We start from the raw sequence: 24309 nt of genomic DNA, 5'->3' as shown, positions 1-24309 counted from the left end.
TTTACGTCCGTCCTCAAACCGGCATCTGCATGATGTCCTGGTACGCCTGGACCAGCTTGTTGCGTACCTGGGTCAGGGCCTGCATCGACACGCTGGCCTTTTGCGAAGCGATCATCACATCGGTCAGGTCGACACCACTCTTGCCGATCTCGAAGGCGTTGGCCAGCTGGGTCGAAGCCTGCTGAGTCTCATGCACCTTGCCGATGGCCTGGCCGAGCATGTCGGCAAAGGTACTCTGCCCCGGTGCCAGCTCGGGAGCGGCGGCCACCTTGGGCAGCGACATGGCATCGGCCTGCATGGCCCGCATGTCCAGCATCAGACGATTGAATTCAACACCTTGGCTCATGACCCTTCTCTCTCCTGCGGCCGCATTTTTTTGACAGTGATGCGGCGGATAGCCAACCTAAAGCAACAAAGGTGCCAGCCTTGGCACGCGCACCTTGGTTCACTGTAGGAGCAGCCTTGTGCTGCGAAAGGGGCCTTTGATGCAACAGACCACCTTCTGCCTTGCTGGCCTCTTCGCAGCACAAGGCTGCTCCTACAAAGGCTGCGCAAGCTCTGAGGTTTTTGTCAGCCGAACAGGCTGGCCTCGACGTCAAACCCGGCATCGCGCATCTGCGCCAGCTTGTAGCGCAAGGTACGCGGGCTGATCCCCAGGCGTTCGGCCGCCTCTTTGCGGCGGCCGCGCTCGGCGCGCAGGGTGTCGATGATCATCTGGTACTCATGACGACGCATGTCATCGCCCAGCCCGCCAGGCTCGGCCACCACCTCGGGTGATGGCTCGATGCCGGCTGACAATGGAATGGCGCCTGCCAGACAAAAATCCGCCGCCTCGATCACCCCGCCCTGCTGCAGGATCAGCGCCCGCTGCAGGGCGTTGTCCAGTTCGCGTACGTTGCCCGGCCAGGCATACGCCTGCAGGCAGGCCCGGGCCTGGGGCGACAGGTGCACCGGGGCGTGCTTCATCTTGGCCACGTGACGCGCCAACAGGCGCTCGGCCAGTTGCAGGATGTCACCCGGGCGTTCGCGCAGTGGGCGCCAGGCCAGGGGGAACACCGAAAGGCGGTAGTAGAGGTCTTCACGGAAACGCCCGGCCGCCACTTCGCCAGCCAGGTCACGGTTGGTAGTAGCCAGCACACGGATATCCAGGCTGATCGGCTTGCGCCCACCCACCCGCTCCACCTCGCGCTCCTGCAACACCCGCAGCAGCTTGGCCTGCAAGGCCATCGGCATCTCCGAGATCTCATCAAGCAGCAAGGTGCCACCCTCGGCCTGCTCGAACTTGCCGGCCTGGGCGGCAATGGCGCCAGTGAAGGCACCCTTTTCGTGGCCGAACAGCGTGGCCTCGAGCATGTTGTCGGGGATGGCAGCACAATTGATCGCCACGAAGGGCTGCGCCGCCCGCGACGATTGCTGATGAATGAAGCGCGCCAGCACTTCCTTGCCGGTGCCGGACTCGCCCGAAATCAGCACGGTCGAGTCACTGCGCGCCACCCGCGCGGCCAGCTCCAGCAACTGTCGACTGGCTGGTTCGCAGGCCACCGGGCCTTCTTCTTCAGCCACGCGCCCGGCGGCATGCCGCTCGACCAGGCTGAGCAACGCCTTGGGCTCGAACGGCTTGACCAGATAGTCGGCGGCGCCTTGGCGCATCGCCTCGACGGCACGCTCCACCGCGGCATGCGCAGTCATCAGCAACACGGGCAGTTGCGGTTGCTGGCGGCGCAGCTGGGCCAGCAGTTGGTGCCCATCCATGCCTGGCATGTTCACATCGCTGACTACCAGGCTGAAGGCCTCCTCCAGCACCGCTTCCAGCGCTTCTTCGGCACTGCCCACCGCCTGATAGGCGAAGCCGCCGATTTCCAGGGTATCGCCCAGCGCCTGGCGCAATACGCGGTCGTCCTCGACCAGCAGCACCTTGATCGTCATTACATGCCCTCCGCCAGCTGCCCGTCGATCAACGGCAGCTCCACCCGCACACAGGTGCCACGGCCAACCCTGGAGCGCAGGCGCAGCGCACCTTGGTGCGCGCGCACCACGGCCTTGACCACGGCCAGGCCCAGGCCGGTGCCAGTGGCCTTGGTGGTCAGGAACGGCTCGCCCAGGCGGCCGAGCAGGTCGCCATCGATGCCACTGCCGGCGTCGCTTACACACAGGTGCAGGCTGCGCTCGCGACGGAACAGGTGCACCTTCAGTCGCGCCGGGCCGTCGCTGGCTTGCAGCGCATTTTCGATCAGGTTGAGCAATGCACCAACCAGGGTGTCGCGGTTGCACAGCAGCTCACCCAGGTGGCTGTCGCACTGCCAGCGCACGGCGTGCCCTTGCACATGCGCCTGGGCAGCCTGCTGCAGGGCCTGGAACAAGGCTTTTGGCGTGACTCGATCATTCAGCGGCAGCTCGCCCCGAGCGAATACCAGCATGTCGCGCACCTGGTGTTCCAATTCGTGCAGGCGCTCTTTCAGGGTCCCGGCAAAGCGCTGGCGGGTTTCCGCGCTCAGGTCTTGTTCGGGATCAGCCAGGTGGCTGGCGTAGAGCATCGCCGCCGACAGTGGCGTGCGGATCTGGTGCGCCAGCGAGGCGACCATGCGCCCCAGCGAAGACAGGCGCTCGTGGCGAGCCAGCTGGTCTTGCAGGCGACGGGTTTCGGTCAGGTCGTTGAGCAACACCAACTGGCCAGGTTCGGCATCCAGCGAGCGAGTGGCAATGGACAGACGGCGGCCGTCGCGCAGCGAGACTTCGTGACCGTCATCCTTGCGCGGGGCAAAGCTGCGAGCGATCACCTGGCGCCACAGCTGGCCGACCAGCGGCTCGCCGAGCAATTCGCAGGCGGCCGGGTTGGCTTCGCGTACCAGGCCCTGGCCATCGATCACGATCACCCCGCCGGGCAGCAGGTCCAGCAGGTTCTGCAGGCGGTTGGCCAGGCGTTCCTTTTCGCTCAGTTCATCGATGCGCTGGGCGCTGACCACCGCCAGCTCGCCCTTGAGTTCGCTGACCCGGGCTTCCAGCAGGCTATAGGACTGGCTCAGCTGGCTCGAGACCTGATTGAACAGGGCGAAGGCCTGCTCGACACCCTGGCGGCTGTCCTGCTCGATCGGGGGCTGCCCCTGCGGATCGGGGGCTAGGGTTATGTGGGCGGCCTGGGGCATGTTGCTCTCTCGCATGGCTGACCGTCATAAAAACGGTGTGTTGCCAGCGGTGTAGCAATAGCCGTGCCGGAGATGGGGTTTAATGCAGGGTTTGAGATTTTGGTGGGGCGCATATCGTGCGCCGCCGCGGGTATATACGCCTTGACACTTTCTGCGCCTGTGAAATCGAGCGCCGCCCGCGCGGCGCTTCGCGGGTATTCGCCTTGACACTTTCTGCGCCTGTGAGACCGAGCGCCGCCCGCGCGGCGCTTCGCGGGACAAGCCCGCTCCCACATTTGTTGCAACGTGGCCATGCCTGTGGGAGAGGCGTTGCCCGCTTTGGCGGAGAGTTTGAGACTGGAGAGACGGCGGTAGCGCCAGCCGGGAAACCGCGTCAAGGCAACAAGGCTGACAACCATGGCCTGACAGGTTCGGCACGTTGCAACAAATGTGGGAGCGGGCTTGTCCCGCGAAGCGCCGCGCGGGCGGCGCTCGACCTAACAGACACCATCAACGCCAAGCCGAACACCCCGCCCCAGCCGTCAATCCTCCGCCTGTTCCTCGCCGCCCTGGCGGCTCATGCCATACTTGCGCATCTTCTCGACCAAGGTGGTGCGGCGAATGCGCAAACGTTCAGCCGCACGCGCAACGATACCGTTGGCATCGTCCAGCGCTTGCTGGATCAGGCCCTGCTCCAGGCTGCCCAGATAGTCCTTCAGGTCCAGGCCTTCAGGTGGCAGCATGGCGTGGTTGCTGAAGTTCGGCGTATGGCCATTGATCGCCACGCGCTCTTCCAGGTCGCTGCGCAGGCTGTCGACCATCTGCTCGTCTTCGTCATCGACGTAACGGAATTTCTTCGGCAGCTCGGAAACGCCAATCACCCCGTACGGGTGCATGATCGCCATACGCTCGACCAGGTTGGCCAGCTCGCGCACGTTACCCGGCCAGCCGTGGCGACACAGCGACATGATCGACGCGGAGTTGAAGCGGATGGACCCGCGCTTCTCGTGCTCCATACGCGAGATCAGCTCGTTCATCAGCAGCGGGATGTCTTCCACCCGCTCACGCAGCGGCGCCATCTCGATAGGGAACACGTTCAGGCGGTAGTACAGGTCTTCGCGGAACGTACCCTCCTCGATCATGGTCTCGAGGTTCTTGTGGGTCGCGGCAATGATGCGCACATCGATGCTCTGGGTCTTGTTGCTGCCCACGCGCTCGAAGGTACGCTCCTGCAACACGCGCAACAGCTTGACCTGCATCGGCAACGGCATGTCGCCGATTTCGTCAAGGAACAGGGTACCGCCGTTGGCCAGCTCGAAGCGCCCGGCACGGCTGGTGATCGCCCCGGTAAAGGCGCCCTTCTCGTGGCCGAACAGTTCGCTTTCCAGCAACTCGGCCGGGATCGCGCCGCAGTTGACCGGCACGAACGGCGCCTCGCGGCGTTTGGAATGGTAGTGCAGGTTGCGCGCGACCACTTCCTTGCCGGTGCCGGACTCACCCAGGATCAGCACGCTGGCATCGGTATCGGCCACTTGCTGCATCATCTGCCGCACGTGCTGAATGGCACGGCTGGTGCCGACCAGGCTGCGGAACAGGTTGGGTTCGCGCTGGCGACCACGCTCGCGCGCCTGGTCGTACATCTCGCGATAGACCTGGGCACGGTGCAGCGAATCCAGCAGCTGGCTGTAGCTTGGCGGCATTTCCAGGTTGGAAAGCACCCGGCGGCGAAGGTCTTCCGGGAACTCCGCAGAAGAAATTTCACCTAAAAGCAGAACCGGAAGGAACTCATCCCACCCAGTCACTGTCTTAACGAGCCCAAGCACACTGCCCGGGGCATTTACAGTGCCAATAAGCACGCACAGCACTTCGCGACTCGAAGACAACGGCTCGACCACTTGCTGCCAGTCCTGGCTGGAGCAAGCGAGGTTTTCTTCGCCGAGGAAGTTAAGCACCACCGCCAGGTCGCGGCGGCGTGCGCTGTCGTCGTCGATCAGCAGAATCTTGGTTTCACGCCACATGCAATAGCAACTTCCCTAGTCATATCGGCGCCCGAGGGCGTGCTCGACATCATTCCGACTGAATGGTCAGTGTTCGGACGTCTGAAATTCGAAAACAGCCACTAGTAAAGTCAAAAAACACCAGCCAGTCAAATTAATGGCGCATGGCTTTTGGCAACATCTGTGGTCAGGTGAACAAATGGTATACCTTTGCCGCGTTCTTCGCCTGACGGATTTTCGTCATTTCATCCACCAAGGATTGACGTTCGCCACTTGCAACATCGATTAGTTGACGGTATACGGCCAACAACTGCTCAAGGCTACCACGTACTTCCGCTTCGTTTTCATGAGCCTCGGCAAGCACATCGTCGACACACAGCCGGCATTCCAGGTCGAGCTCGCCAACTGTACCCCAGTCGCGATCAGCCAGCGCCGCCAGCAAGGCTTCTCGGGTGTGCTCTATACGGGCGATAACCTCGCTCATGTCATCCTCCTGGCTTAGGAAGCCGCCGACGGGTCGCCGATCGCGTCCCAACCTTCCTTGATGGTGATCAGCAGGCGCGCCACTTCGTCGATGATCTCCGGGTCATTTTTTGCATTGGCTTCGATCAAGCGACGACTCATGTAGGTATACAGGTTGTCCAGATCGGCCAGGGTGTCGGCATGGTTTTCCAGATCCAGGCCTTCACGCAGGCCGCCGATGATGTCGATGGCCTTGCCGATGAGGATACCCTTCTGGGCTATATCATTGCGCGCGATCGCGCCCTTCGCCTGCGCCATGCGATCAAGGCCGCCCTGCATGAGCATCTGCACCAGGCGGTGCGGACTGGCTTCGGATGTCTGTGCCACGCCGTTGACTTTCTGGTATTGCCGAAGGGCCAACATCGGGTTCATGGATCTGCCTCGTTGCTGCGAAAAAGGTTGCGTCTACCCTGTGTATCGCCGCCACGTCAAAAAACTTTAGGGTTAAAACGAAAAGCCCGGCGCGTCTGGCAAACGCTGCCGGGCTTTTGTCACACGGAAAGAATCAGGACTTCTTGGCCTGCGCGTTGATCGCCTCGAAGATCGACGTGATCTGGTCGGCCTGGGCTTTCATCTTGCCTAGGGCAGTGTCCAAGGCCACGTATTTCTTGGTCAGTGATTCGGTCAACGAGTCGGTGCGCCGATCGAGGGCAGCCTGCTGCTCACTCAAGTTCTTGGCAACGTTGCTCAATGCGCTATTACGGCTAGCCAAACTACCATCAGTGGCATTGTACGGGTCAATGGCCTTGTTCATCCGCTCGAAAATGCCATTCGTGCCGGTGAACAACTCCTGCACTTCCGCTCCCAACTTCTTGTCATTCATCGCTGCGGCGAATTTGGTGCTGTTGAACTCCAGAGTGCCGTCTTTTTGTGTGTTGATACCTAACTGACTCAGAGTGGTCAGCTGATCGCCTGCCCCCACTTCGGAAAGCACCTTACGAATATCACCCAACAGCGACCGGGTGGTAGGGTCGTTGGTCAGAGGTCCCAGCACCAGGTTGTCATCGTCATCACGGCTGGTCGAAGTCAGCGACGTAATAGCCTTCTGCAGCGTGTTGTAGGCATCGACAAAACTTTGGATGGAGGTCTTCAGGCCATCATTGTTGGCCGCTACGGTGACCTTGGTTGCCGCCGCGCTCTCACTGATCAACTCCAGGCTCAAACCACTGATCGAATCACTAATGGTATTGGTGGCGCTGGTGATCTTCAGGCCATCGATCGTCAGCTCGGCGTCCTGAGCTATATCGGTAATATAGCCTGCCCCCGTCCCTACCATCTTCTGGGTGCCGACAATATTCAGCTCAGTCTGATCGACATCCCCCTTCAATGAGAGATCATTGCCCGCGCCAGTCTTTGAGGACGTCAACACCAGACGAGCGCCATCCTCACCTGTAATGATGTTGGCACTGATGCCGTTGGCACTCATTTCCTTGTTGATCTGGTCGCGCACGCTTTGTAGCGTGGCGCCAGCGCCGACCTCGATCGTGTAGGCCGTGCCGCCAACTGCGGGATCACCTTGTTCGATCGTCAGGGTTCCCGCGGCAATCGCTTTGGAGGCACCTTCGACAAACGCCTGGCTAGCCACTTTCGAACCTGTTGCCAGCTTTGCTACCTGAATGTCGTAACTACCGGCGACTGCGGTGTTGCCCGAGGTGACCTTGACGACCTTGTCATTGGCCGAAGTAGCCGCATAGGCATTGAACGACGGCGCGGTCTTGTCGTTGAGCTTGGTCATGGCAGTCTGGAAGGCCGTGAGGGCACTACGCAGCGACCCGATTCCGGAGATCATCGCACTGTTGTTACTGGTCTGCCGGGTAATCTGCGCCTGCTTGGCGGCAGTGTCGGACTGGACCAGGACCTTGACGATCGAACCGATGTCCAGACCGGACCCGAGGCCAGTACTGGAGGCGATTGGGCTTGCCATGCTGTTCTCCCTCTCGTTAACCGCCAGCCCACTCCTGCGGGGCCGACATGCTTTACTTCATTGGTACTCGCCGCCAGTCAAACCTTGGCGTCGAACAGAACACTGTTGGCATCACTCAGGCTGCGGGCAATTCGCAACGCCTCTTCCGAGGGCAATTGGCGAATCAACTCACCACTGTCGCTGGCGATGACTTTGACCACGATCTTGCCGGATTCTTCGTCCGTGGAGAACTCCAGATTGCGCTGTGACGCTTTCAAAAATTTTTCGATTTCAGAGACGGCATTCTTGACCTTTTCGGCATCCTTCGCCGCCAGCGAGTCTTTCTTGTCGTCTTCACTGGGTACTGCAGCTTCAACTGCCCGGGTAACCGGCTTTTCGGCAACCTGCTCAACCGAACGTGCGACCGGGTAACTCAGGTTCAGCTTGGCACTCATGTCCATGCCCACCACCTCACGATGAAAAGGCGGGGAAGCGCCACGCATGCACTTCCCCGCCAGCGACTAGGCAGATTAGCCCAGCAGCTTCAGTACTGCCGACGGCAGCTGGTTGGCCTGAGCCAGAACCGAGGTCGAAGCTTGCTGCAGAGTCTGCTGCTTGGTCAGCTGGGCAGTTTCAGCAGCAAAGTCGGTGTCCTGTACACGGCCACGAGCGGCTTCGGCGTTCTCGTTGATGTTCTGCAGGTTGTTGATGGTGCTGGTCAGACGGTTCTGGGCAGCACCCAGATCAGCACGGGTGCTGTTGATGGTTTGCAGAGCGGAGTCGATAGCGTTCACAGCAGCGCTGAAGTTAGCACTGATGGTGCTGTCAGCACCAGAAATCGCGATAGCACCCGAGTTAACACCCAGGGCGGAAGCAGTCAGGTTAGCCAGCTTGATGGAGATCTGGTTTTCAGTACCAGTGTTGGAACCAACCTGGAAGCTCAAGGTGGCAGTGGTGTTGAGCAGGTTCTTGCCGTTCAGCTGGGTGCTGTTGGCGATACGAGTCAGCTCGTCGGACATCGAGGCGAACTCAGTGTTCAGAGCATCACGGTCCTTGTCGCTGTTCGAAGCGTTGTTGGCCTGGATGGCCAGTTCACGCATGCGCTGCAGGATGTTGGTCTGCTCTTGCATCGCACCTTCAGCGGTCTGGGCGATGGAGATACCGTCGTTGGCGTTCTTGATAGCCATGGTCTGACCGCGAATCTGCGAGGTCATACGAGTGGCAATTTGCAGGCCGGCGGCGTCGTCCTTGGCGCTGTTGATTTTCAGGCCGGAAGACAGGCGGGTCATCGAGGTGCTCAGTGCATCGGTAGCACGGTTCAGGTTTTTCTGAACACCCAGAGAGGTGGTGTTGGTGTTAACGGTCAAAGCCATGACGAATTCCTCGTTGGATTGGGTACTACGGCTTCCGGCCTTGGCAATTCGCCGGGTGTGGCACAGAGAACCTTCGTCATGGTTATCGTCGTCAGGGCGCGTTGCTTGAGGTTTTTTTTAAAAAATTTTACTGGCCACCTGCCAGCCCAAGAAAATCAATACGTTGACGCCAAAAAATCTTCGCACGCGTGGAGCATCACCTCAGAGATAGCATCAACCGTGACAATTGACGCCTCACTCCACCTCCCTGTGAAAATGGTCAACATACTCTAAAGTTGCCCGCCACGCGGCCGATCCCAATTTCACTCTCCGCTGTCAGCACGCGAAAGCCCGCGCCTGGCAGCCAGGACCCAAATAGAGCCGCGCAATAAAGGCTCGATACCTTCTGGCCCCCTCCAAGAGCTGATCAGCCATGAATTTATACGTAAACCAGACGAAGAACAGGCCGGCGCTGCGAGATGACATTTACCAGGGCGACATTTTTCTCGACACATCCCTGCGCAGTGCATACGACCTGTGCGCCCTTGCCCGGGCCTCTATCACTCAAGCGTTCGATGGAGAAACCGATCACCAATCGCTGCATAAAATGATGCCGGTGGAAAGTTTCGTTGAGCGGGTAACCGCCCTCAAACGCCATTTCACCAATGGCGGAGAAGCCAAGGCGCTGATCCAGGCGTTCATTCTGGAAATCGGGGCCGATCCAGGCGAATACTTGTTCGATGTGCCACGCGTACGGGTAGTGCCACATTACGATTACCTGCATGCAGGCGTCAGTTATGCCTACAAACCCCACCGGGACACCTGGTACGGCAATGTCGACTGCCAGATCAATACCTGGATGCCGCTGTACTCGCTCAAGCCCGAGCAAACCATGATGATCAACCCTGCCTACTTCAACCGCCCGGTGAACAACTCATCCGACGGCTGGAGCCTGGAGCACTGGATCACCGAACAACGCTTCAAAGCCAAGGAAAACATCACGCAGGAAAACCGCGTGCACCCGGTTCCCTTGGAAGAAATTGATGACCGCTCGGAGCTGCGCATTGCCAGCAACAGCGGCGAGATGCTGATATTCAGTGGCTCCCACTTGCATGGCACCGTGGCCAACACCACCGATCAAGTGCGTTTCAGTGTCGATTTCCGCCTGATTCACTTGCAAGATCTGATCAACAAGCGCGGCGCACCCAACGTAGACAATGGTTGCATCGACGCCCACGCCGGTTTTAAAGACCTTTTCCACGCCAAAGATTTTTCCAGATTCCAGGGAGTCAACCCATGACAAAGCGCCGCCTGACTGCTGCGGAAGTTGAGTACAACGAAAAACGCGCCACCGTGCTGAGCAAGGTAGACGCGCAGTACGTTGCCGATGCACCGTTCGTGTTTGCCAACCGAATCACCGTGACAGCCGCGCTATCGCGCATGGAGCTGTTCAAGATGGTGCAGGACGTACCCGGCGCAATCGTCGAATGCGGCGTCTACAAGGGCAACTCATTGATGCTCTACATGCACCTGTCAATGATTCTGGAACCGTATGCAATCAATCGCTCGATCATTGGTTTCGATACTTTCCAAGGATTTGCCAGCATCGACAAAGAGAATGATCCGACGGACATCAACGAAACGATGTTCTCCGACACCGATGACTCGATTCTTCAGGAAATGATCGACACTAATGACCTGGTGCGCCCGGTCAATCGCATTCCGCGCTGCGAGATCATCAAAGGCGACATCCTCGAGACCGTACCTGCCTTCGTCAAGACCCGCCCCGACCTCGTGGTGGCGATGCTGATTCTTGACACCGACCTGTATGCTTCGACCAAAGTAGCCTTGGAAACCTTCCTGCCTTACATGCCAAAAGGTGCGATCGTAGTACTCGACGAAGTCGCCTACCGTAACTTCCCCGGCGAGACCGCCGCATTGCGCGACGTGCTGGATCTGAACAAAATCGAACTCAAGCGTCTCCCGTTCGATTCAACCGTGGGCTATTTCCGCGTCTGATACCGCAACAATCGTCCGATGCCTTGCAGTGGCATCGGACGATCCATCGGCACAATCTTACTCAGGCGCCCTTTCGAGGATCGCCGACCCCCAAGACAGCCCCACACCAAAGCCGCTGAGCGCCACGCGCCTGTGCTGCGAACCGAGCACGTGCTTTTCGAGCAGTAGTGGAATGCTTGACGACACCGTGTTGCCGGTTTCCACCATATCCTTGACGAACTTCTGCTTATATTCGCCCTCGACAAAGCGCGACGACACCGCGTCGACGATCGCGGCGCTCCCCTGATGCAAGCAGTACAGATCGATATCGTCAGCCTGCAACTTGCTGGCTTCGAGCAACTGCTGCAGGTGTGCAGGCACCTTGACCAAGGCGAAGTTGTAAACCTGGCGACCATTCATGAAGAACTTGCCGTCGGTGGTACGTAGGTGCTCGGCACCGGCACCATCGCTGCCGAACAACGACCTGCCCAACTGCCAGGCGGCACCCTCACCCATCCAAGTGGCCGTGGCGGCATCACCAAACAACATGGTGGTGTTGCGATCCTCCGGGTCGACGATCTTCGAATAGGGGTCGGCGGTGATCAACAAGCCGTTTCTCAGGCCTGCGGCCTCCATGAAGCCTTTCATCGCATAAAGGCCGTAGACATAACCCGAACAGCCCAGCGAGATGTCAAAAGCGGCAACCGCTGTCGACAGGCCGAGCTTGTGCTGTACGATCGCCGCCGTATGCGGCAAACCTTCGGCATCACCGTTCTGAGTGACCACGATCACCACATCGATGGATGCCGGGTCCAGGGATGGATTGACAGCGAACAGGTTTTTCGCGGCCTCTACGCAGAGGTCGGACGTTTCCTGGGCAGCATCCTTGCGCGGCAAAAAGGTCGAACCGATCTTGCCGAAGATAAAATCCTGGTCCTTGCCGAATTTCGCGCCCTGGGCGTAGTTGTCCACGCCGTCAGTCGGCACGTAACTGGCGATACTTTTAATGCCAATCATATGGCTTCCCAATTCAGTAACAGCGAAATACCCGCCACGGAACCAAACGGCAAAACGCCAGGCGATGCGGTGGTTTCCGATCCCTGACAATTTGTTCGGAGCGGCGCGGCGGTTCCCGGTTTCGACAATATACAGTGAAGATGCGCGTTCTGACTCTCAAGTCACGCTCTTTTTGTCGAATCGACAAACCGGTGCGGCTGCGCCCACAAAAAAGCCATAACCGCCGCGAGGCGGTCATGGCTTGGCGTAGTTCCGCAACAGATGTCAGGCGATCAACGCCTGCCAATCAACCCGGCCATCCAGATCAAGGCTGAATAGCTTGCCGTCCAGACTATGGTTGGCGTTATAGCAAGTGTCCTGAGCCAATGCGTGCGCCCAGCGCTCACGCATGTGTGGGCAGGCCATCGCATCGTCGCCCACCAGAACATGCCGTACGGCCTGGGCCTGTGGTGTCCACACTATCAATAGGCCCGCCGCCACTGCTTGCAGGCACAGGTCGACGTGCGCGGCGCGCAGATTCGGTGACTGCTCTTCGAGCCCACCGACAGCGTGCAACAGTTCCGCACGTAGCATGATACAACCCGACACCGCCGAAACACCGTGTTCCACCTGAAGGCGCTGCATGTAACCAGGCGAATCCCTGGATTCGCCGACGAACGCGGCACGTACACCCGCCTGCCCTGCCAGCACAAGCCCAGCCTCGACCACCCGTCCCTCGGGGTTCAGCAACTTGCCACCCACTACACCCACTTCCGGACGCTGGGCGTGATTGAGCATACCTTCCAGCCAGTTGGCGTTAAGCACCTCGAGCTCGCTGTCCAGCAGCACCAGATACTCGCCCTGCGCCTGCTGAATGGCCAGATTGAGCATCGCAACCGGCGCTAGGGCGCGCTCGCTACGGACCACCCGCAACCGGCTCCCTCCTAACTGCAAGCTAGCCAGCCAATCGCACAGCTCGGGCGACTGGCTGGCATTGTCAGCAACGAGAATTTCATGCTGCTGATAGCGGGTGCGCTGCAACAGGCTGAGCAGGCACGCTTGCAACGCTGTGAAGTTGTCCTGGCAGTGCACGATGATCGAAACCATCGGCCGCGCCTCATGCCGATAGTCAACGGCCAACGTTCCCGGACGGACCGACCCGACCGACACCGCATACCCCCGCTGGGCCACATGCTGTACCAGCACGGCACGCTCTTGATCGTGCCGGCTATTGTCAGGCGCAGAGCAGAGCAACAGTGGCTCCGCCAGGTGGGCAAGGCCCGCCATACCTCCTTTGCCGATCAAGCGCAGTAACAGATCGAACTCCAGCGCCTGCGGGTAACGCGCGTCGAACCCACCTGCCTCCAACCACAGGTCGCGACGCACCAGCCAGTGCCGAGCCATCAGCCCAGGCACGCTCTGCAGCAGATCCAAGTTGATGCCTGGACGCATGACATCGCTCAGCAAGCCGTTGGCCTGTTCCTGCAATTCGTCCATCGCCACGGCACGCACCCCTTCGACGCCTAGCAACTCGAGCCCAGCACGCATCAGGCCGCCGGCGGTGAACTGATCACCACTTTCGGCCAGCATGATCCAGTCAGTGCCCAGTTGCCTGGCCGCCTCGTTCATGCGTTGAACATGATCCTGCTCGGTAACCTTGATGAAATGCACAGTCTGCTGCGGCTTTGTCACCGACGGCAGCTCTCCGGTGGTCAATACAACCACCTTGAAGGCGCGCGAGTAGCCGTTCATGAGACTGTCGAAGGTAGCCTGGAGCTTGACGATGTCGGCTTGCAGATCGAGCAATAAAATGCCAAAGCTCGGACCGCCATGATGCTTGTCCAGACGCTTGGCAGCCTGGCGTACCAACTCGTCGCCTGGCTCACGAGCCTTGAGCCAATTAAGCAGCCGCCCCGAGGACATACTGCTTAACAACACCTCGTTGTCGAAGCCAGGAAGCGACTCCAACCGGCACAACCAGTCACGTAATTGCTCCGCTTCGGCCTGGGCTTGGTCGTCCTGCTCCAGTTGCATCAACAGGCGCTCGACCACCGTCCGGTTGAACGGGTTGATGACAAGCGCCTCCCAGAGGCGAGTGCGCAGGGCAGTGGTATCATCACTGGCACGCGCCTGGAGCAAACGCCATTGCCTTTGCAGGATCGATTCCAGTTCGGTGAGCTGATGACGCCCGGCCGGCATGGCATGGATATGGAATTCGATCTCGGTCAGCAAGTCGAAGAACGCCTTGTTGTAGAACGGAAGTTCCACGAACTGCTGCTCGCCAAAGATTCGTTTAGGTTCGTACATCGGTCGCTGCCATTCGGAGCGAACAATCGGGCAAGCTTGTAGCGCACGCCCCGTCAGCAACCCGTCGGCCATGCTCTTGAAGCTTTCGAGGGCGATCTGCTTGACCGCAGCGGCGCCCCTGCTGCTCAACTCGGTAGGAATCGATGCAAGAAACTCTGCAAAGACTTCACGCCCCTGGCGTGACTTCTCGTCCTGCAAGGCAAGCACCGTGAGTACGTTGGTGCCATGCTCAGAACCGCCATAGTTGCCCTCTCGAACCGCAAAGGGAATCGGCAGAATTCGAGCCTTGGCATTGGCCAGCAGGTAGAAAGCGTGGCCGATTTCCTGCCATTCGAAGCTGGTGCCCAACGGCAGCAGCTCATACCACTGCTGCAACAGGTCAGTGCGGGTAACGGCGTAAAAAGGCGGGAGGAACTGGCCCATGAACTCCAGCAAGCGCTGCTCTGGATCTTGCGAACAGTAGTCTTCCTGCACCCGATTATCACGTTTGTAGTACTCGACCTGCGCGCCACCGGGCACATACATCATCCCGTAACCATGGCAAAGACCGTAATCAGAGTGCTGCTCAAGGAACTCCACCGAGCGGGTTATGCTGTCATGCAGCAGGAAGTCGTCGACCGCAATGAAGAGCATGAACGGCGTGACGACCTGCTTGACCCCGAAAGCCAGCTTTTCCAGCAATGCAGTGTAAGAAAACTGCGGTAGATGGCGGTAATCGACATCTGGGTAATCGCGAGCAATTTCATCGTCAGCCTTCAGCGACGAATCCAGCACCAGGATGCTGGCCGGGTAGTTGCGGTAGTAGCACAAGGCCCGGCGCAAAAAATCTGGGCGGTTGTGGGTAAGCAACACCAATGTGAGGCGATCCTTGAGCGATGCGTCGCCCCGGTGCTGTACATGTGCTTGCATATCTGCTTCTGCCTGTTGGTTGGTTCAGCGCACTCGGCGCAGGTAGCCATCACGCGCCACGGTGATCAGCAGCTTGTCGTGGATTTCGGCATCGATGACGAAGTCCTCGGTTTCCTTCAGGTAAGCCCACACAGCAGTGCGCGGGTTGTCGCCAACACCCCATGGCCGATCAGGGAAGGCATCGGCAGGCATGTCCTCGACCACCGTATCCATCACCACGCAGTAGCAGTCTTGCGACACTAACGGCGCGTAGGCGCGCAGTTCGGCCAGCACGTGGTCGTGGGTGTGGTTGGAATCGAGCACGACGATGACCTTCTTGCCCTCGGCCAGCATCCGCACCCGCTCGACAACGGCCGGGTCGATGCTGGAGCCTTCGATCATGCTGATACGCTTGAACATTGGGTGACTTTCGATGGCTTCGCGATTATGTGGACGGATATCGCGATCGATGCCAAGGACCTCACCATGCCCCACCAACTCCATCATCGACGCGTAATAGATGATCGAACCGCCATGAGCGATGCCACATTCGATGATCAAGTCAGGCTTGAGTTTCCAGATCAGCTCCTGCATGGCAACCATGTCCTGGGGCAGCTGGATGATCGGGCGGCCCATCCAGCTGAAGTGGTAGGTGTATTTGTGCTTGGCCGATTCGTTGTAGAAGACCTGGGCCAGTTCGCCCAGCGCCGCATCGTTGCCTTGGGCACGGATCTCGGCCTGGCATTCTTCGGCGAATACCTGTAGTGGCGTTTTGTCGCTCATTTGCAGCCTCTTGAAAAGTGTTGGCCCGACAGCGTCAGCGGTGCAAGGGCTCGATAGTGGATTGCAGCATGCGCTGCAAACGATCGGTCACCGCCCAGAACGCCATCGGCTCATGGGTTGGATAAGGGTAATAACCAAGATTCAGGCTCAGGCTGGCTCCTCGCTCACGCAGACGCTGCTCGACCAGACTGCGCACTGCAACCGGCTGACCACTGGCGCAATTGACCACCCCTGAGAATTCGCGACAGTGCAACACACCAGCCAACTGGCGGGCGGCATCGGTAATCGGCTGAAAGTCGCGCAACTGCTCGCCACCGGACATGGCGAACGATGCCTCGCTGCTATCAATGGCTCGATCGAGCCCTGCCAGCAGGCTGTTGGGGTTCTGCCCCTGACCATACAGGTAGAACAGTCGCGCCCATTGCAGAGTGAATGGCCGATGCAACTGCAATGCCTGGAGGAACTGGTGCAGGCTGTGCTTAGCCAAGCCATAGGGGTTGGTCGGGCGCGCCGGACATTGTTCGTCCAGCGGGCCGCTCTGCATCCCGTACTCGAAGCAGGTGCCGGTGACCAGCACCTGTCGTACACCAGCCTCGACCGCGTGCTTGATGAAGCGGTAGTCGGCCATCAGGTTCTGCTCCAGATGGAACAGCGCCTGGTAGTTGGGCAGTCCCGGCCAGGCCAGGTGAGCAAGGGCGTCGATACCATCGACCCAACTGGCCACCGCTGCGGCGTCGGCCAACTGCAGGTCACCGGCAACGAACTCCACTTGGTCGAACCACGCCATGCCCCGTGCGCGCTCGACGTCACGCGCCAAGGCGCGCACGCGACAACCGCGGGCCAGCAGTTCGGCCACCAGATGGCGGCCAACGAAACCAGTGGCGCCGGTTACCAGTACATGCAATGCGGTCATAGCACGGTCAACTCGGGGACGGCGATGACGAACTGCCCGCCCCACTCACGGATGCCGGCCTGCTGCTCGCTGATTTCGTGCAGCAGATTCCACGGCAGCACCAGCACATAGTCCGGCTGTTCCTCGGCCAGGCGCTCGGGCGCCACTATCGGAATGCGGCTACCAGGCAGGAACTTGCCCTGCTTGTGCGGGCTGGTGTCGGCCACCCAGGCCAACAGGTCAGCCTTGACCCCGGCATAGTTGAGTAAGGTGTTGCCCTTGGCGGCAGCGCCGTAACCCACCACGCGCTTGCCAGCAGCCTTGGCGTCGAGCAGGAAACGCAGCAGCTGCAGCTTGATACGCTCGGCGGCAGGCGCCAAGGTGGAGTAGAAGCCAGCGCTGCGCACGCCCACGTCGTTCTCCAGCGCCAGCAGGCCGGTGACGGCCGGCTCCACCGTACGGCGCTGGCCATCAGTGCGTTGCACGAACACCCGCAGTGAACCACCGTGAGTCGGCAGCTCCTGCACGTCGAATATTTCCAGGCCGTTGCGCTGGCAGAGGATCTGCACCGCCGTAAGCGACAAATAGGAATAGTGCTCGTGATAAAGCGTATCGAACTGGTGCTCGGCGATCAGCGACAGCAAATGCGGGAATTCGAACGTGGCCACGCCGGTCGGCTTAAGCAAGGTGGCGAAGCCACCGAGGAAGTCATTGATGTCCGGCACATGGGCGAGCACGTTGTTGGCCGCCATCAGGTCGGCACTCCAGCCTTCGGCCACCAGTTGCGTCGCCACGTCGCGACCGAAGAACACTTCGCGGATCTCCAGTCCTTTGGCACGCGCCGCATCGGCAGTGCTGCGGGTCGGCTCGACCCCCAGGCAGGGAATACCGCGCCGGGCGACGTACTGCAACAAGTAGCCATCGTTGGCAGCGATCTCCACCACACGGCTGTCGGCGCTCAGCGCGAAGCGCTCGGCCATACCAGCCACATAGGCTTCGGCATGGCCCAGCCAGGAACTGGAATAGGAACTGAAGTAGGCATAGTCCGCATCGAACAGCTGCTCGGCGCGGGTATAATCCTCGGTCTGTACCAGCCAGCATTGCTCGCACACTGACACCTTCAACGGTACCCACTGTTCAGCCCCGGCCAGTTGCTCGGCACGCAGGTAGGCGTTGGAAGGCGGCGCTGTGCCCAGATCGATCAACGGCAGGTGCAGGGCGCTGCCACAACCACGGCAATTCATACGGTCACTCCGGTAAAGCGGCTGTCCAGCCAAGGATGCATTTCATCCCGGGCCGAGAGGTTGATCACGGGCAACGGCCAGGCGATGGCCAAGCGCGGGTCAAGCACCGACAGACCACCCTCATGCTCCGGGGCATAGTCGGCGCTGTGCAGGTAAAGCAGCTCGGCATCGTCGCTCAGCGCCTGGAAACCGTGGGCGAAACCGGCAGGTACCAGCAAGCTATTGCCCTCACCGGCCTTGAGGTGCTCGGCATGCCATTGCAGGAAGGTCGGCGAATCGGCACGCAGGTCAACCACCACGTCCCACACTTCACCCTGCAGGCAGGTGATGTACTTGCTCTCCGGCTGCGGCCCGACCTGATAATGCAAACCGCGCACGCTACCGCGCCCGCGAGTCAGCGAGCAGTTGATCTGGCGGATGTGGAACGGCGCTCCGAAACGCTCCAGGCTGCCTTCGCAGTAAAGCCGCGAGAATGCACCACGGGCATCCTCATGGCGGCGATGATCGACGCGGGCTAGGCCCTGCAATGGCAAGGGGTGCAAGGTGTACTCGCTCACAACGACTCCTGATACAAGCTCAACTGGGTCAGACAGACTGCACGCATGTCCATACCCTTACGCCAGGCCAGGTGCCAGCCTAGGGTTCGCTCCAGGCATTCGTTGAGCGTCCAGCGTGGTCGCCAGCCAAGCAGCTGGCGGGCTCGAGAGCTGTCCAGGCGTAGCAGCCCGGCTTCGTGCAGGTCGCTCGTCTCGACCTTGACCCCTGGGGCCAGAGGCCACTGCCCAGCCAGCAACTGGACCACCTCACCGACACTGCGCATGTCGTCGTCACCCGGGCCGAAGTTCCATGCACCTGCATAGCGCTGGCCCTGCTCGTATAGGCTGGCGGCCAGCAGCAGGTATCCGGCCAGCGGCTCCAGGGCATGCTGCCAAGGGCGCACCGCCTGGGGGAAACGCAGCGTCACCTGCTCGTCAGCAGACCACGCCTTGAGCACGTCGGGGATCAGCCGATCGGGCGAGAAGTCTCCTCCGCCCAGCACATTGCCGGCGCGTGCGGTTGCCAGGCTCAGGCCATGGTCGGCGTACCGCTCGGCAGGGAAGAATGACGCCGCGTAGGACTGTGCAAGAATCTCGCAGCAGGCCTTGCTGCTGCTGTACGGATCATGACCACCGAGCGCTTCGTTCTCGCGGTACGACCAGACCCACTCCTGGTTGGCGTAGACCTTGTCGGTGGTCACCACCACGCAGGCGCGCACGCCGCCTACCTGCCGCACGGCCTCTAGCAGATTGAGGGTCCCCATGACATTGCTCGAATAGGTGCCCAACGGGTCGCGGTACCCTTCACGCACCAGCGGCTGGGCTGCCAGGTGCAAGACAATTTCCGGCTGCACTTCGGCGACCAGTTCCAGCAGAACGCCAAGATCACGCACATCACCACGGCGATCATCGATGCCCTCGCCAACCCGTGCCAGATCGAACAGGTTCGGCTCGGTCGATGGGTCGAGGGCGAAACCGGTGACCTGAGCGCCCAGGCTCTGCAGCCAGAGCACCAGCCAGCTGCCCTTGAAACCAGTGTGACCAGTGACCAGGACGCGCTTACCGGCCCAGAACGCGGGACTCAAGCCCACTGTTTCCATGGCGCCTCCCCGCTGCTCCACAACTGTTCGAGGTGGTTCTTGTCGCGCAAGGTATCCATGGGGTGCCAGAAGCCGTCGTGCTCGAACGACATCAGCTGGCCTTGCTGGGCCAGGGTGGCCAACGGTTCGGCCTCCCACGGCATAGCATCACCGACAATATAGGGGATGACCTTGGGAGAGAGCACGAAGAAGCCACCATTGATCCAACCTCCATCACCGCGCGGTTTCTCGCTGAAACCTCGCACCCGGTCGCCCTCGCGCTCCAGTGCTCCGTATCGACCTGGCGGCTGTACCGCTGTGACAGTGGCGAGTTTGCCGTGACCGAGATGGAAGTCAACCAACGCACCGATGTTCAGATCAGAGACGCCATCACCATAGGTGAAGCAAAACGACTCCTCGTCTTCCAGGTATCTGGCAACACGACGCAAGCGGCCACCGGTCATGGTATCGTCACCAGTATCCACCAACGTCACACGCCATGGCTCGCTGTAGTTCTGATGCACATCCATACGGTTGGCACGCATGTCGAATGTGACGTCGGAGGTATGCAGGAAGTAGTTGGCGAAGAAGTCCTTGATCGCGTACCCCTTGTAGCCGAGGCAGATCACGAAGTCGTGGATGCCGTGCGCCGAATACTGCTTCATGATGTGCCAAAGAATTGGCTTGCCACCGATCTCGATCATCGGTTTGGGCTTGAGGTGTGACTCTTCGCTGATACGCGTGCCGAGCCCACCCGCCAGAATGACTGCCTTCATCGATTTCCTCATGTGCTTCGCGCCCCAGGTCCGCCCGGGTGAAGGATTTATGGCGATATCGATGGGTATTTGCAGGAAATGCGCCAACCCGCTTAAAGGGCCAACAGTTTTTTAATCCGATGTGGTAGACAACGCAGGCCTTTCCGGCAGCGGCGCCGGCCATGAAAGATGACTGCCCGCAACGACACACTGACGTTTAACAGAGCAGCAAACCGAAAGGGCCATAAGGCAGCCTTATCACAATACACAGAGCGCTATCACGGTGACCAGAAAGCCGTATCAATCCGCCAACCAGCCCCACTCCCAATGGCGCAGGTTGTCATCGCGCAAAACGAAATCACGCATCACCGCCTCGCGCAACTCATCCCCCATGCGATAACTGGAGGCCGGGTCTGCGAGATGCGAGCGAATCGCTTCGACCCATTCCTTGGTGCTGTTGCCATACACCCGCGTGCAAGGCAAATAACCGCGGTACGCCTCGGTATCGGTACAGATAACCGGGTAACCACAGGCGCCGTATTCCAGCAAGCGCAGGTTGCTCTTGCAGTCGTTGAAGATATGGAACTCCAGCGGGGCCAGGGCCAGATCCAGATTCAGGCTGGCAAGCTTGGCCGGATAGTTGGCCAAGGCTACCGGTGGATGAAACTCATGCACGTACGGGCGAAGCTCATCTGGGCACATGCCGAAGAACACCCAATGAACCTCATCCGCCAAAAGCCGAACTGTTTCAGCAATGATTTCCAGGTCACCCGAATGACTGGTGCCGCCACCCCAACCCACACGTGGTTTCGAGGCCGTTGCCCTCTCGCACTTGAAAGCGCACCAGACCTCCGGGTCGAGCATGTTCGGGACTACGCGGAAATCACTGTGCATCGAGCCCAGCGCATCTGCCAGCGCCTGGGTGGTAACGACGACACGATCACACAACCCGATTGCGCGGCGCAGGTGCTGCTCGATATCTGCCGGCTTGTTACGGGCATGCTTGTTCTTCTTCGGCGCCTTGAGCACATAGTCGTCGATCTCGTAGATACGCCGCGCACTGGAAAACCTGGCCAGCCGTTCAAGGTCGCTGACCGAGTTTTCGTTATGCCGCAACTGCACCACGATGATATCGGGATTCATGCGGGCGAGTTGGACGGTATCCGGGGACTCGTACGAAACCCGTCCGACAATACGCCCGCCAGCCTCCAGACGGGCGAACGGTTCGGTGACCCTATACGCGCCAACTGCCGAGGCGTTCACAGGTAAAGCGAGCACCGAAGGCAGCGTCCGCGCGCAGAACGGGTCCCAACTGCCTTGCTGGCTGGCATCCAGGTCGAAATTGACACGCCCCAGCCCCAGGTTAGGATTATATGCGGGATCGCGCACGACCAACGAACGCCAACGCTCGAAAAAGACCGACTGCTGCTCGAACGTCGCGTTTGCGTGAGGCTCGCCAGAGGCTGCTCCAATCGCATACAAACACGCATAGGGCGTCCAGACGACCAGATAACCCAGGCTTCTCGCGCGCAGGCACAGATCGACTTCACCCAACCCTGCGGAAAACTGGGTGAGATCCAGACCATCTAATGCGTCAAAAACTGACTTGCGCACAATCAGACAGTCACCTGCCACCGCACTCCAGTTCTGAGTGACCTGCAGACGTTGCAAATAGCCTCGACTTTGTCCTTCTTCACCCGCACATACCAGCCCTACGCCACCACTGCCGCCTAGAACCAGGCCTGCGTGAACGACTCTGTCATGCACATCCACCACTTTGGCGCCCACGATTGCCACCTCTGGACGCTGAGCATGGTTGAGCAACTCACCTAGCCATTGGCTCTCGCGGACTTGCAGCCCCGATGAAAGCATCAGCAGGTAATCGCCGCGCGCTGTCTTAGCGGCTTCGTTGATCATCCGCCCGACATCGGCAGCCCCACTCAAACGCAATACCCGAAGTATCGCGCCGCCCACCTCGGCCATTGCATGAAGCCAGTTGCCTGCAGCGGGCTCGATATCATCAGCCGCGACCAGTACCAATTCATAGCGCGAATACGTGGTCTGCTCCAGCACCGACATGACGCAGCGCTGAACTATCTGAAACGGCTGGTTACAGGGCAGCACAAGCGTGACGAGTGGCTGCTCGGTGTGCAGATAGTCGACTCGGTTAAGTACAGGCACTTCATCGTGGCGTATCTGGTGAGCGACACCCAGACGATTCAAGTGCTCGTGAAGCACGGGCTCGCTCTGGGCAATTACCGAATCTTGCGACAGCCACTGCGCAAATCCGAGGGTCGAATGCACCTGAATCTCGGCAATATGCTCAACTGCCTGAGGGCCTTTGGCCTCCACCAACCGCCAGAGCAGATCATGCGCCGCCAGGTCTGCAAAACGTGAATCTAGGCCGCCCAGCGTAGCGAACGCTGCTCGATCGAAAGCTAGAGTACGCCCGACGTACGGATAGCTACGCATCAGGTCGATGTTGAAAGCAGGTTTGAAAATCGGCTCGCAGAGCGCGCCATCCACCCAAGTATCTTCATCGCTGTAGATACAGCCCAACCCCGGCATGACGGCGATGCGCTCCGCCAGCAACAGCAACGCGGCGTCGACAAGCCTGTCACCCGCATGCAACAGGTAGACCCAATCGCTTTCAGGCAAAGCGGCTACGACTCGATTGATCTGGCCGACCCAGTCCCCCTCCAGCGCATGCTGAGCAACCCCCGACCACACACAGCCTTTGACATCAGATAACACAACGCAATCCTGGGCTGCGTAGCACTGCGCCTGAACGCTGTACACAGTCTGACTGAGCTCATCCAGGCTACCGGCCAGATCCAGTATCACTACGGCAACTCGGGGTTTGCGGGGCCAGGACTCGAAGGTACGGGGCAGCTGCTTGAGCTGTGCAGCACTCAGTTGACGCTCATCCACCCAGGCCTGGTAAAGCTCGGCGTAACTTTCACTGTCACTACCGATACGGCAACGCATGGTCTGCTGCCAGTTGCCCAACAGCAACACCAGATTCATCTCGCGCCATTGACCCGGCATGAGCGAGGTGTCCGACAGTGCCCGATAACGTACCCACCCTTGCGCCGGGGCTTGCTCGCCACCACGCTGCTCCAGCATCTGACGCAGCCAGCCCCATTCGCGCACGAGCGATGCCCTCACCGCTGACTGTTTGCTCAAGCGCTGGGCATGCAGGCGTTCAATCACCAGGACATCGCCGAGCAGCATCAACTGCCCGGTGCGCATCAAACAGCAGAAGAGCACCATATCCAGCAATGCCACGAACCCCTGCTCATCCTGCGTCAATGCGCACAAGAAGCTCAAGACCTGCTCACGCCGCATCATCGCTGAGGAGAAGTTGCCGAGGAAATTAGCCGGGCTATCGTTCAGGATCGACAATATGTCGTTGCCATTGAACAGGCTGTCGGTGTCAACAAACCGGGCATTGGCCAAGCGCATCGGCAGCACATAGCTGTTCTCGTCGACGAACATGCGCTGAGCGAGAACCAAGCTGACCTCGCTATCATCTGCCAGACACTTTGCCTGGCGCGCCACGCATAGCGGCATCAGCCGGTCATCGTCACACAACACCTTGACCAGCTCGCCAGATGCCATCTGCACAGCTTGGACCAGATTGCCGACAAACCCGAGGCGACGCTCGTTACGAACATAACGCACCGCCCTACCGCTCTGCTCTTCAACGCAACGCACGATCGTTTCGATCTCATCCCCTTCACTGTCATCACAGACCAGGACCTCGAGGTTCTCGTAGGATTGCCCCACCGCGCTCTGCAACGCCACGGCGAAAAAGCGCGCGCTGTAGGCAGGAATGAGGATGCTGACGAGGGGTTGTTCGTTCACGTTGGAGCCTTGAGAAAAGGGGCTGCGTCAGAGCGGGCACACTGACACAGCGAAGTTGAAACAGGAGG

20 protein-coding genes are annotated in these 24309 nt (G+C 59.8%); 2 read left to right on the top strand and 18 right to left on the bottom strand.

Annotated features, from left to right (window positions below):
- Window positions 1-13: 13 nt before the first annotated feature.
- From fliE to IMX18_RS05115, 9 genes are all read right to left on the bottom strand, one after another.
- A complete protein-coding gene (gene fliE / locus IMX18_RS05155; protein ID WP_013973606.1) occupies window positions 14-346 on the bottom strand; it encodes a flagellar hook-basal body complex protein FliE in 333 nt (110 codons plus the stop codon).
- A 224-nt stretch (window positions 347-570) separates the two neighbouring features.
- On the bottom strand, window positions 571-1926 hold the full coding sequence (locus IMX18_RS05150) for a sigma-54-dependent transcriptional regulator (protein ID WP_047595711.1): 1356 nt from the start codon (window positions 1924-1926) through the stop codon (window positions 571-573).
- Window positions 1926-3143, bottom strand: coding sequence for a sensor histidine kinase (locus IMX18_RS05145; RefSeq protein ID WP_225903922.1), 1218 nt, complete (start codon window positions 3141-3143; stop codon window positions 1926-1928). The genes IMX18_RS05150 and IMX18_RS05145 overlap by 1 nt, the downstream gene beginning before the upstream one ends.
- 521 nt (window positions 3144-3664) lie before the next feature.
- Window positions 3665-5140: a transcriptional regulator FleQ gene (gene fleQ / locus IMX18_RS05140; protein ID WP_015271222.1), complete on the bottom strand. Its 1476-nt coding sequence runs from the start codon at window positions 5138-5140 to the stop codon at window positions 3665-3667.
- 166 nt (window positions 5141-5306) lie between these two features.
- Window positions 5307-5603 carry a flagellar protein FliT gene (locus tag IMX18_RS05135; protein ID WP_191472267.1) on the bottom strand — a complete coding sequence of 99 codons (297 nt, stop codon included), beginning with the start codon at window positions 5601-5603 and terminating at the stop codon, window positions 5307-5309.
- Between the two features lie 14 nt (window positions 5604-5617).
- Window positions 5618-6013, bottom strand: a complete 396-nt coding sequence (gene fliS, locus IMX18_RS05130) for a flagellar export chaperone FliS (protein WP_054573108.1) — start codon at window positions 6011-6013, stop codon at window positions 5618-5620.
- Window positions 6014-6146: 133 nt separating this feature from the next.
- Complete coding sequence (gene fliD, locus IMX18_RS05125) at window positions 6147-7565, bottom strand: flagellar filament capping protein FliD (RefSeq protein ID WP_054573107.1); 1419 nt, start codon at window positions 7563-7565, stop codon at window positions 6147-6149.
- Window positions 7566-7642: 77 nt separating this feature from the next.
- A complete protein-coding gene (locus IMX18_RS05120; RefSeq protein WP_054573106.1) occupies window positions 7643-8005 on the bottom strand; it encodes a flagellar protein FlaG in 363 nt (120 codons plus the stop codon).
- A gap of 69 nt (window positions 8006-8074) precedes the next feature.
- Entirely contained in the window at window positions 8075-8917 is an 843-nt protein-coding gene (locus tag IMX18_RS05115) for a flagellin domain-containing protein (protein ID WP_054573105.1), read from the bottom strand.
- 412 nt (window positions 8918-9329) lie between these two features.
- Here IMX18_RS05115 and IMX18_RS05110 point away from each other — a divergent pair, with 412 nt between their 5' ends.
- Together IMX18_RS05110 and IMX18_RS05105 are read left to right on the top strand one after the other, a co-directional pair.
- Window positions 9330-10196, top strand: coding sequence for a 2OG-Fe(II) oxygenase family protein (locus tag IMX18_RS05110; RefSeq protein WP_054573104.1), 867 nt, complete (start codon window positions 9330-9332; stop codon window positions 10194-10196).
- Window positions 10193-10915, top strand: coding sequence for a TylF/MycF/NovP-related O-methyltransferase (locus IMX18_RS05105; RefSeq protein ID WP_054573103.1), 723 nt, complete (start codon window positions 10193-10195; stop codon window positions 10913-10915). Before IMX18_RS05110 ends, IMX18_RS05105 begins: the two co-directional genes overlap by 4 nt.
- 57 nt (window positions 10916-10972) lie before the next feature.
- Here the strand turns inward: IMX18_RS05105 and IMX18_RS05100 are convergent, their stop codons facing one another.
- The 9 genes from IMX18_RS05100 to IMX18_RS05060 form a co-directional block, all read right to left on the bottom strand.
- Complete coding sequence (locus IMX18_RS05100; RefSeq protein WP_054573102.1) at window positions 10973-11911, bottom strand: ketoacyl-ACP synthase III; 939 nt, start codon at window positions 11909-11911, stop codon at window positions 10973-10975.
- 264 nt (window positions 11912-12175) lie between these two features.
- Complete coding sequence (locus tag IMX18_RS05095) at window positions 12176-15106, bottom strand: glycosyltransferase family 2 protein (protein WP_054573101.1); 2931 nt, start codon at window positions 15104-15106, stop codon at window positions 12176-12178.
- A gap of 24 nt (window positions 15107-15130) precedes the next feature.
- Window positions 15131-15868 carry a cephalosporin hydroxylase family protein gene (locus tag IMX18_RS05090; protein ID WP_054573100.1) on the bottom strand — a complete coding sequence of 246 codons (738 nt, stop codon included), beginning with the start codon at window positions 15866-15868 and terminating at the stop codon, window positions 15131-15133.
- Window positions 15869-15902: 34 nt separating this feature from the next.
- Window positions 15903-16781 (bottom strand): NAD-dependent epimerase/dehydratase family protein, encoded by an 879-nt coding sequence (locus IMX18_RS05085; protein WP_054573099.1) that lies wholly within the window; start codon window positions 16779-16781, stop codon window positions 15903-15905.
- Complete coding sequence (locus tag IMX18_RS05080; RefSeq protein WP_054573098.1) at window positions 16778-18004, bottom strand: class I SAM-dependent methyltransferase; 1227 nt, start codon at window positions 18002-18004, stop codon at window positions 16778-16780. Before IMX18_RS05080 ends, IMX18_RS05085 begins: the two co-directional genes overlap by 4 nt.
- The gene (locus IMX18_RS05075) at window positions 18001-18561 is read right to left on the bottom strand and encodes a dTDP-4-dehydrorhamnose 3,5-epimerase family protein (protein ID WP_054573097.1); all 561 of its coding nucleotides are present in this window, start codon (window positions 18559-18561) and stop codon (window positions 18001-18003) included. The genes IMX18_RS05080 and IMX18_RS05075 overlap by 4 nt, the downstream gene beginning before the upstream one ends.
- Window positions 18558-19640, bottom strand: a complete 1083-nt coding sequence (rfbG, locus tag IMX18_RS05070; RefSeq protein ID WP_054573096.1) for a CDP-glucose 4,6-dehydratase — start codon at window positions 19638-19640, stop codon at window positions 18558-18560. Before rfbG ends, IMX18_RS05075 begins: the two co-directional genes overlap by 4 nt.
- Window positions 19622-20395: a glucose-1-phosphate cytidylyltransferase gene (rfbF, locus tag IMX18_RS05065; RefSeq protein ID WP_054573095.1), complete on the bottom strand. Its 774-nt coding sequence runs from the start codon at window positions 20393-20395 to the stop codon at window positions 19622-19624. Before rfbF ends, rfbG begins: the two co-directional genes overlap by 19 nt.
- Window positions 20396-20674: 279 nt before the next feature.
- Window positions 20675-24241: a glycosyltransferase gene (locus IMX18_RS05060; protein WP_054573094.1), complete on the bottom strand. Its 3567-nt coding sequence runs from the start codon at window positions 24239-24241 to the stop codon at window positions 20675-20677.
- Window positions 24242-24309 lie beyond the last annotated feature (68 nt).

This window comes from Pseudomonas shirazica, from assembly GCF_015168335.1.
Taxonomy (GTDB): domain Bacteria; phylum Pseudomonadota; class Gammaproteobacteria; order Pseudomonadales; family Pseudomonadaceae; genus Aquipseudomonas; species Aquipseudomonas asiatica.
The sequence above is the reverse complement of the archived record's forward strand: the minus strand, read 5'-3'. Positions and strand labels throughout refer to the sequence as shown.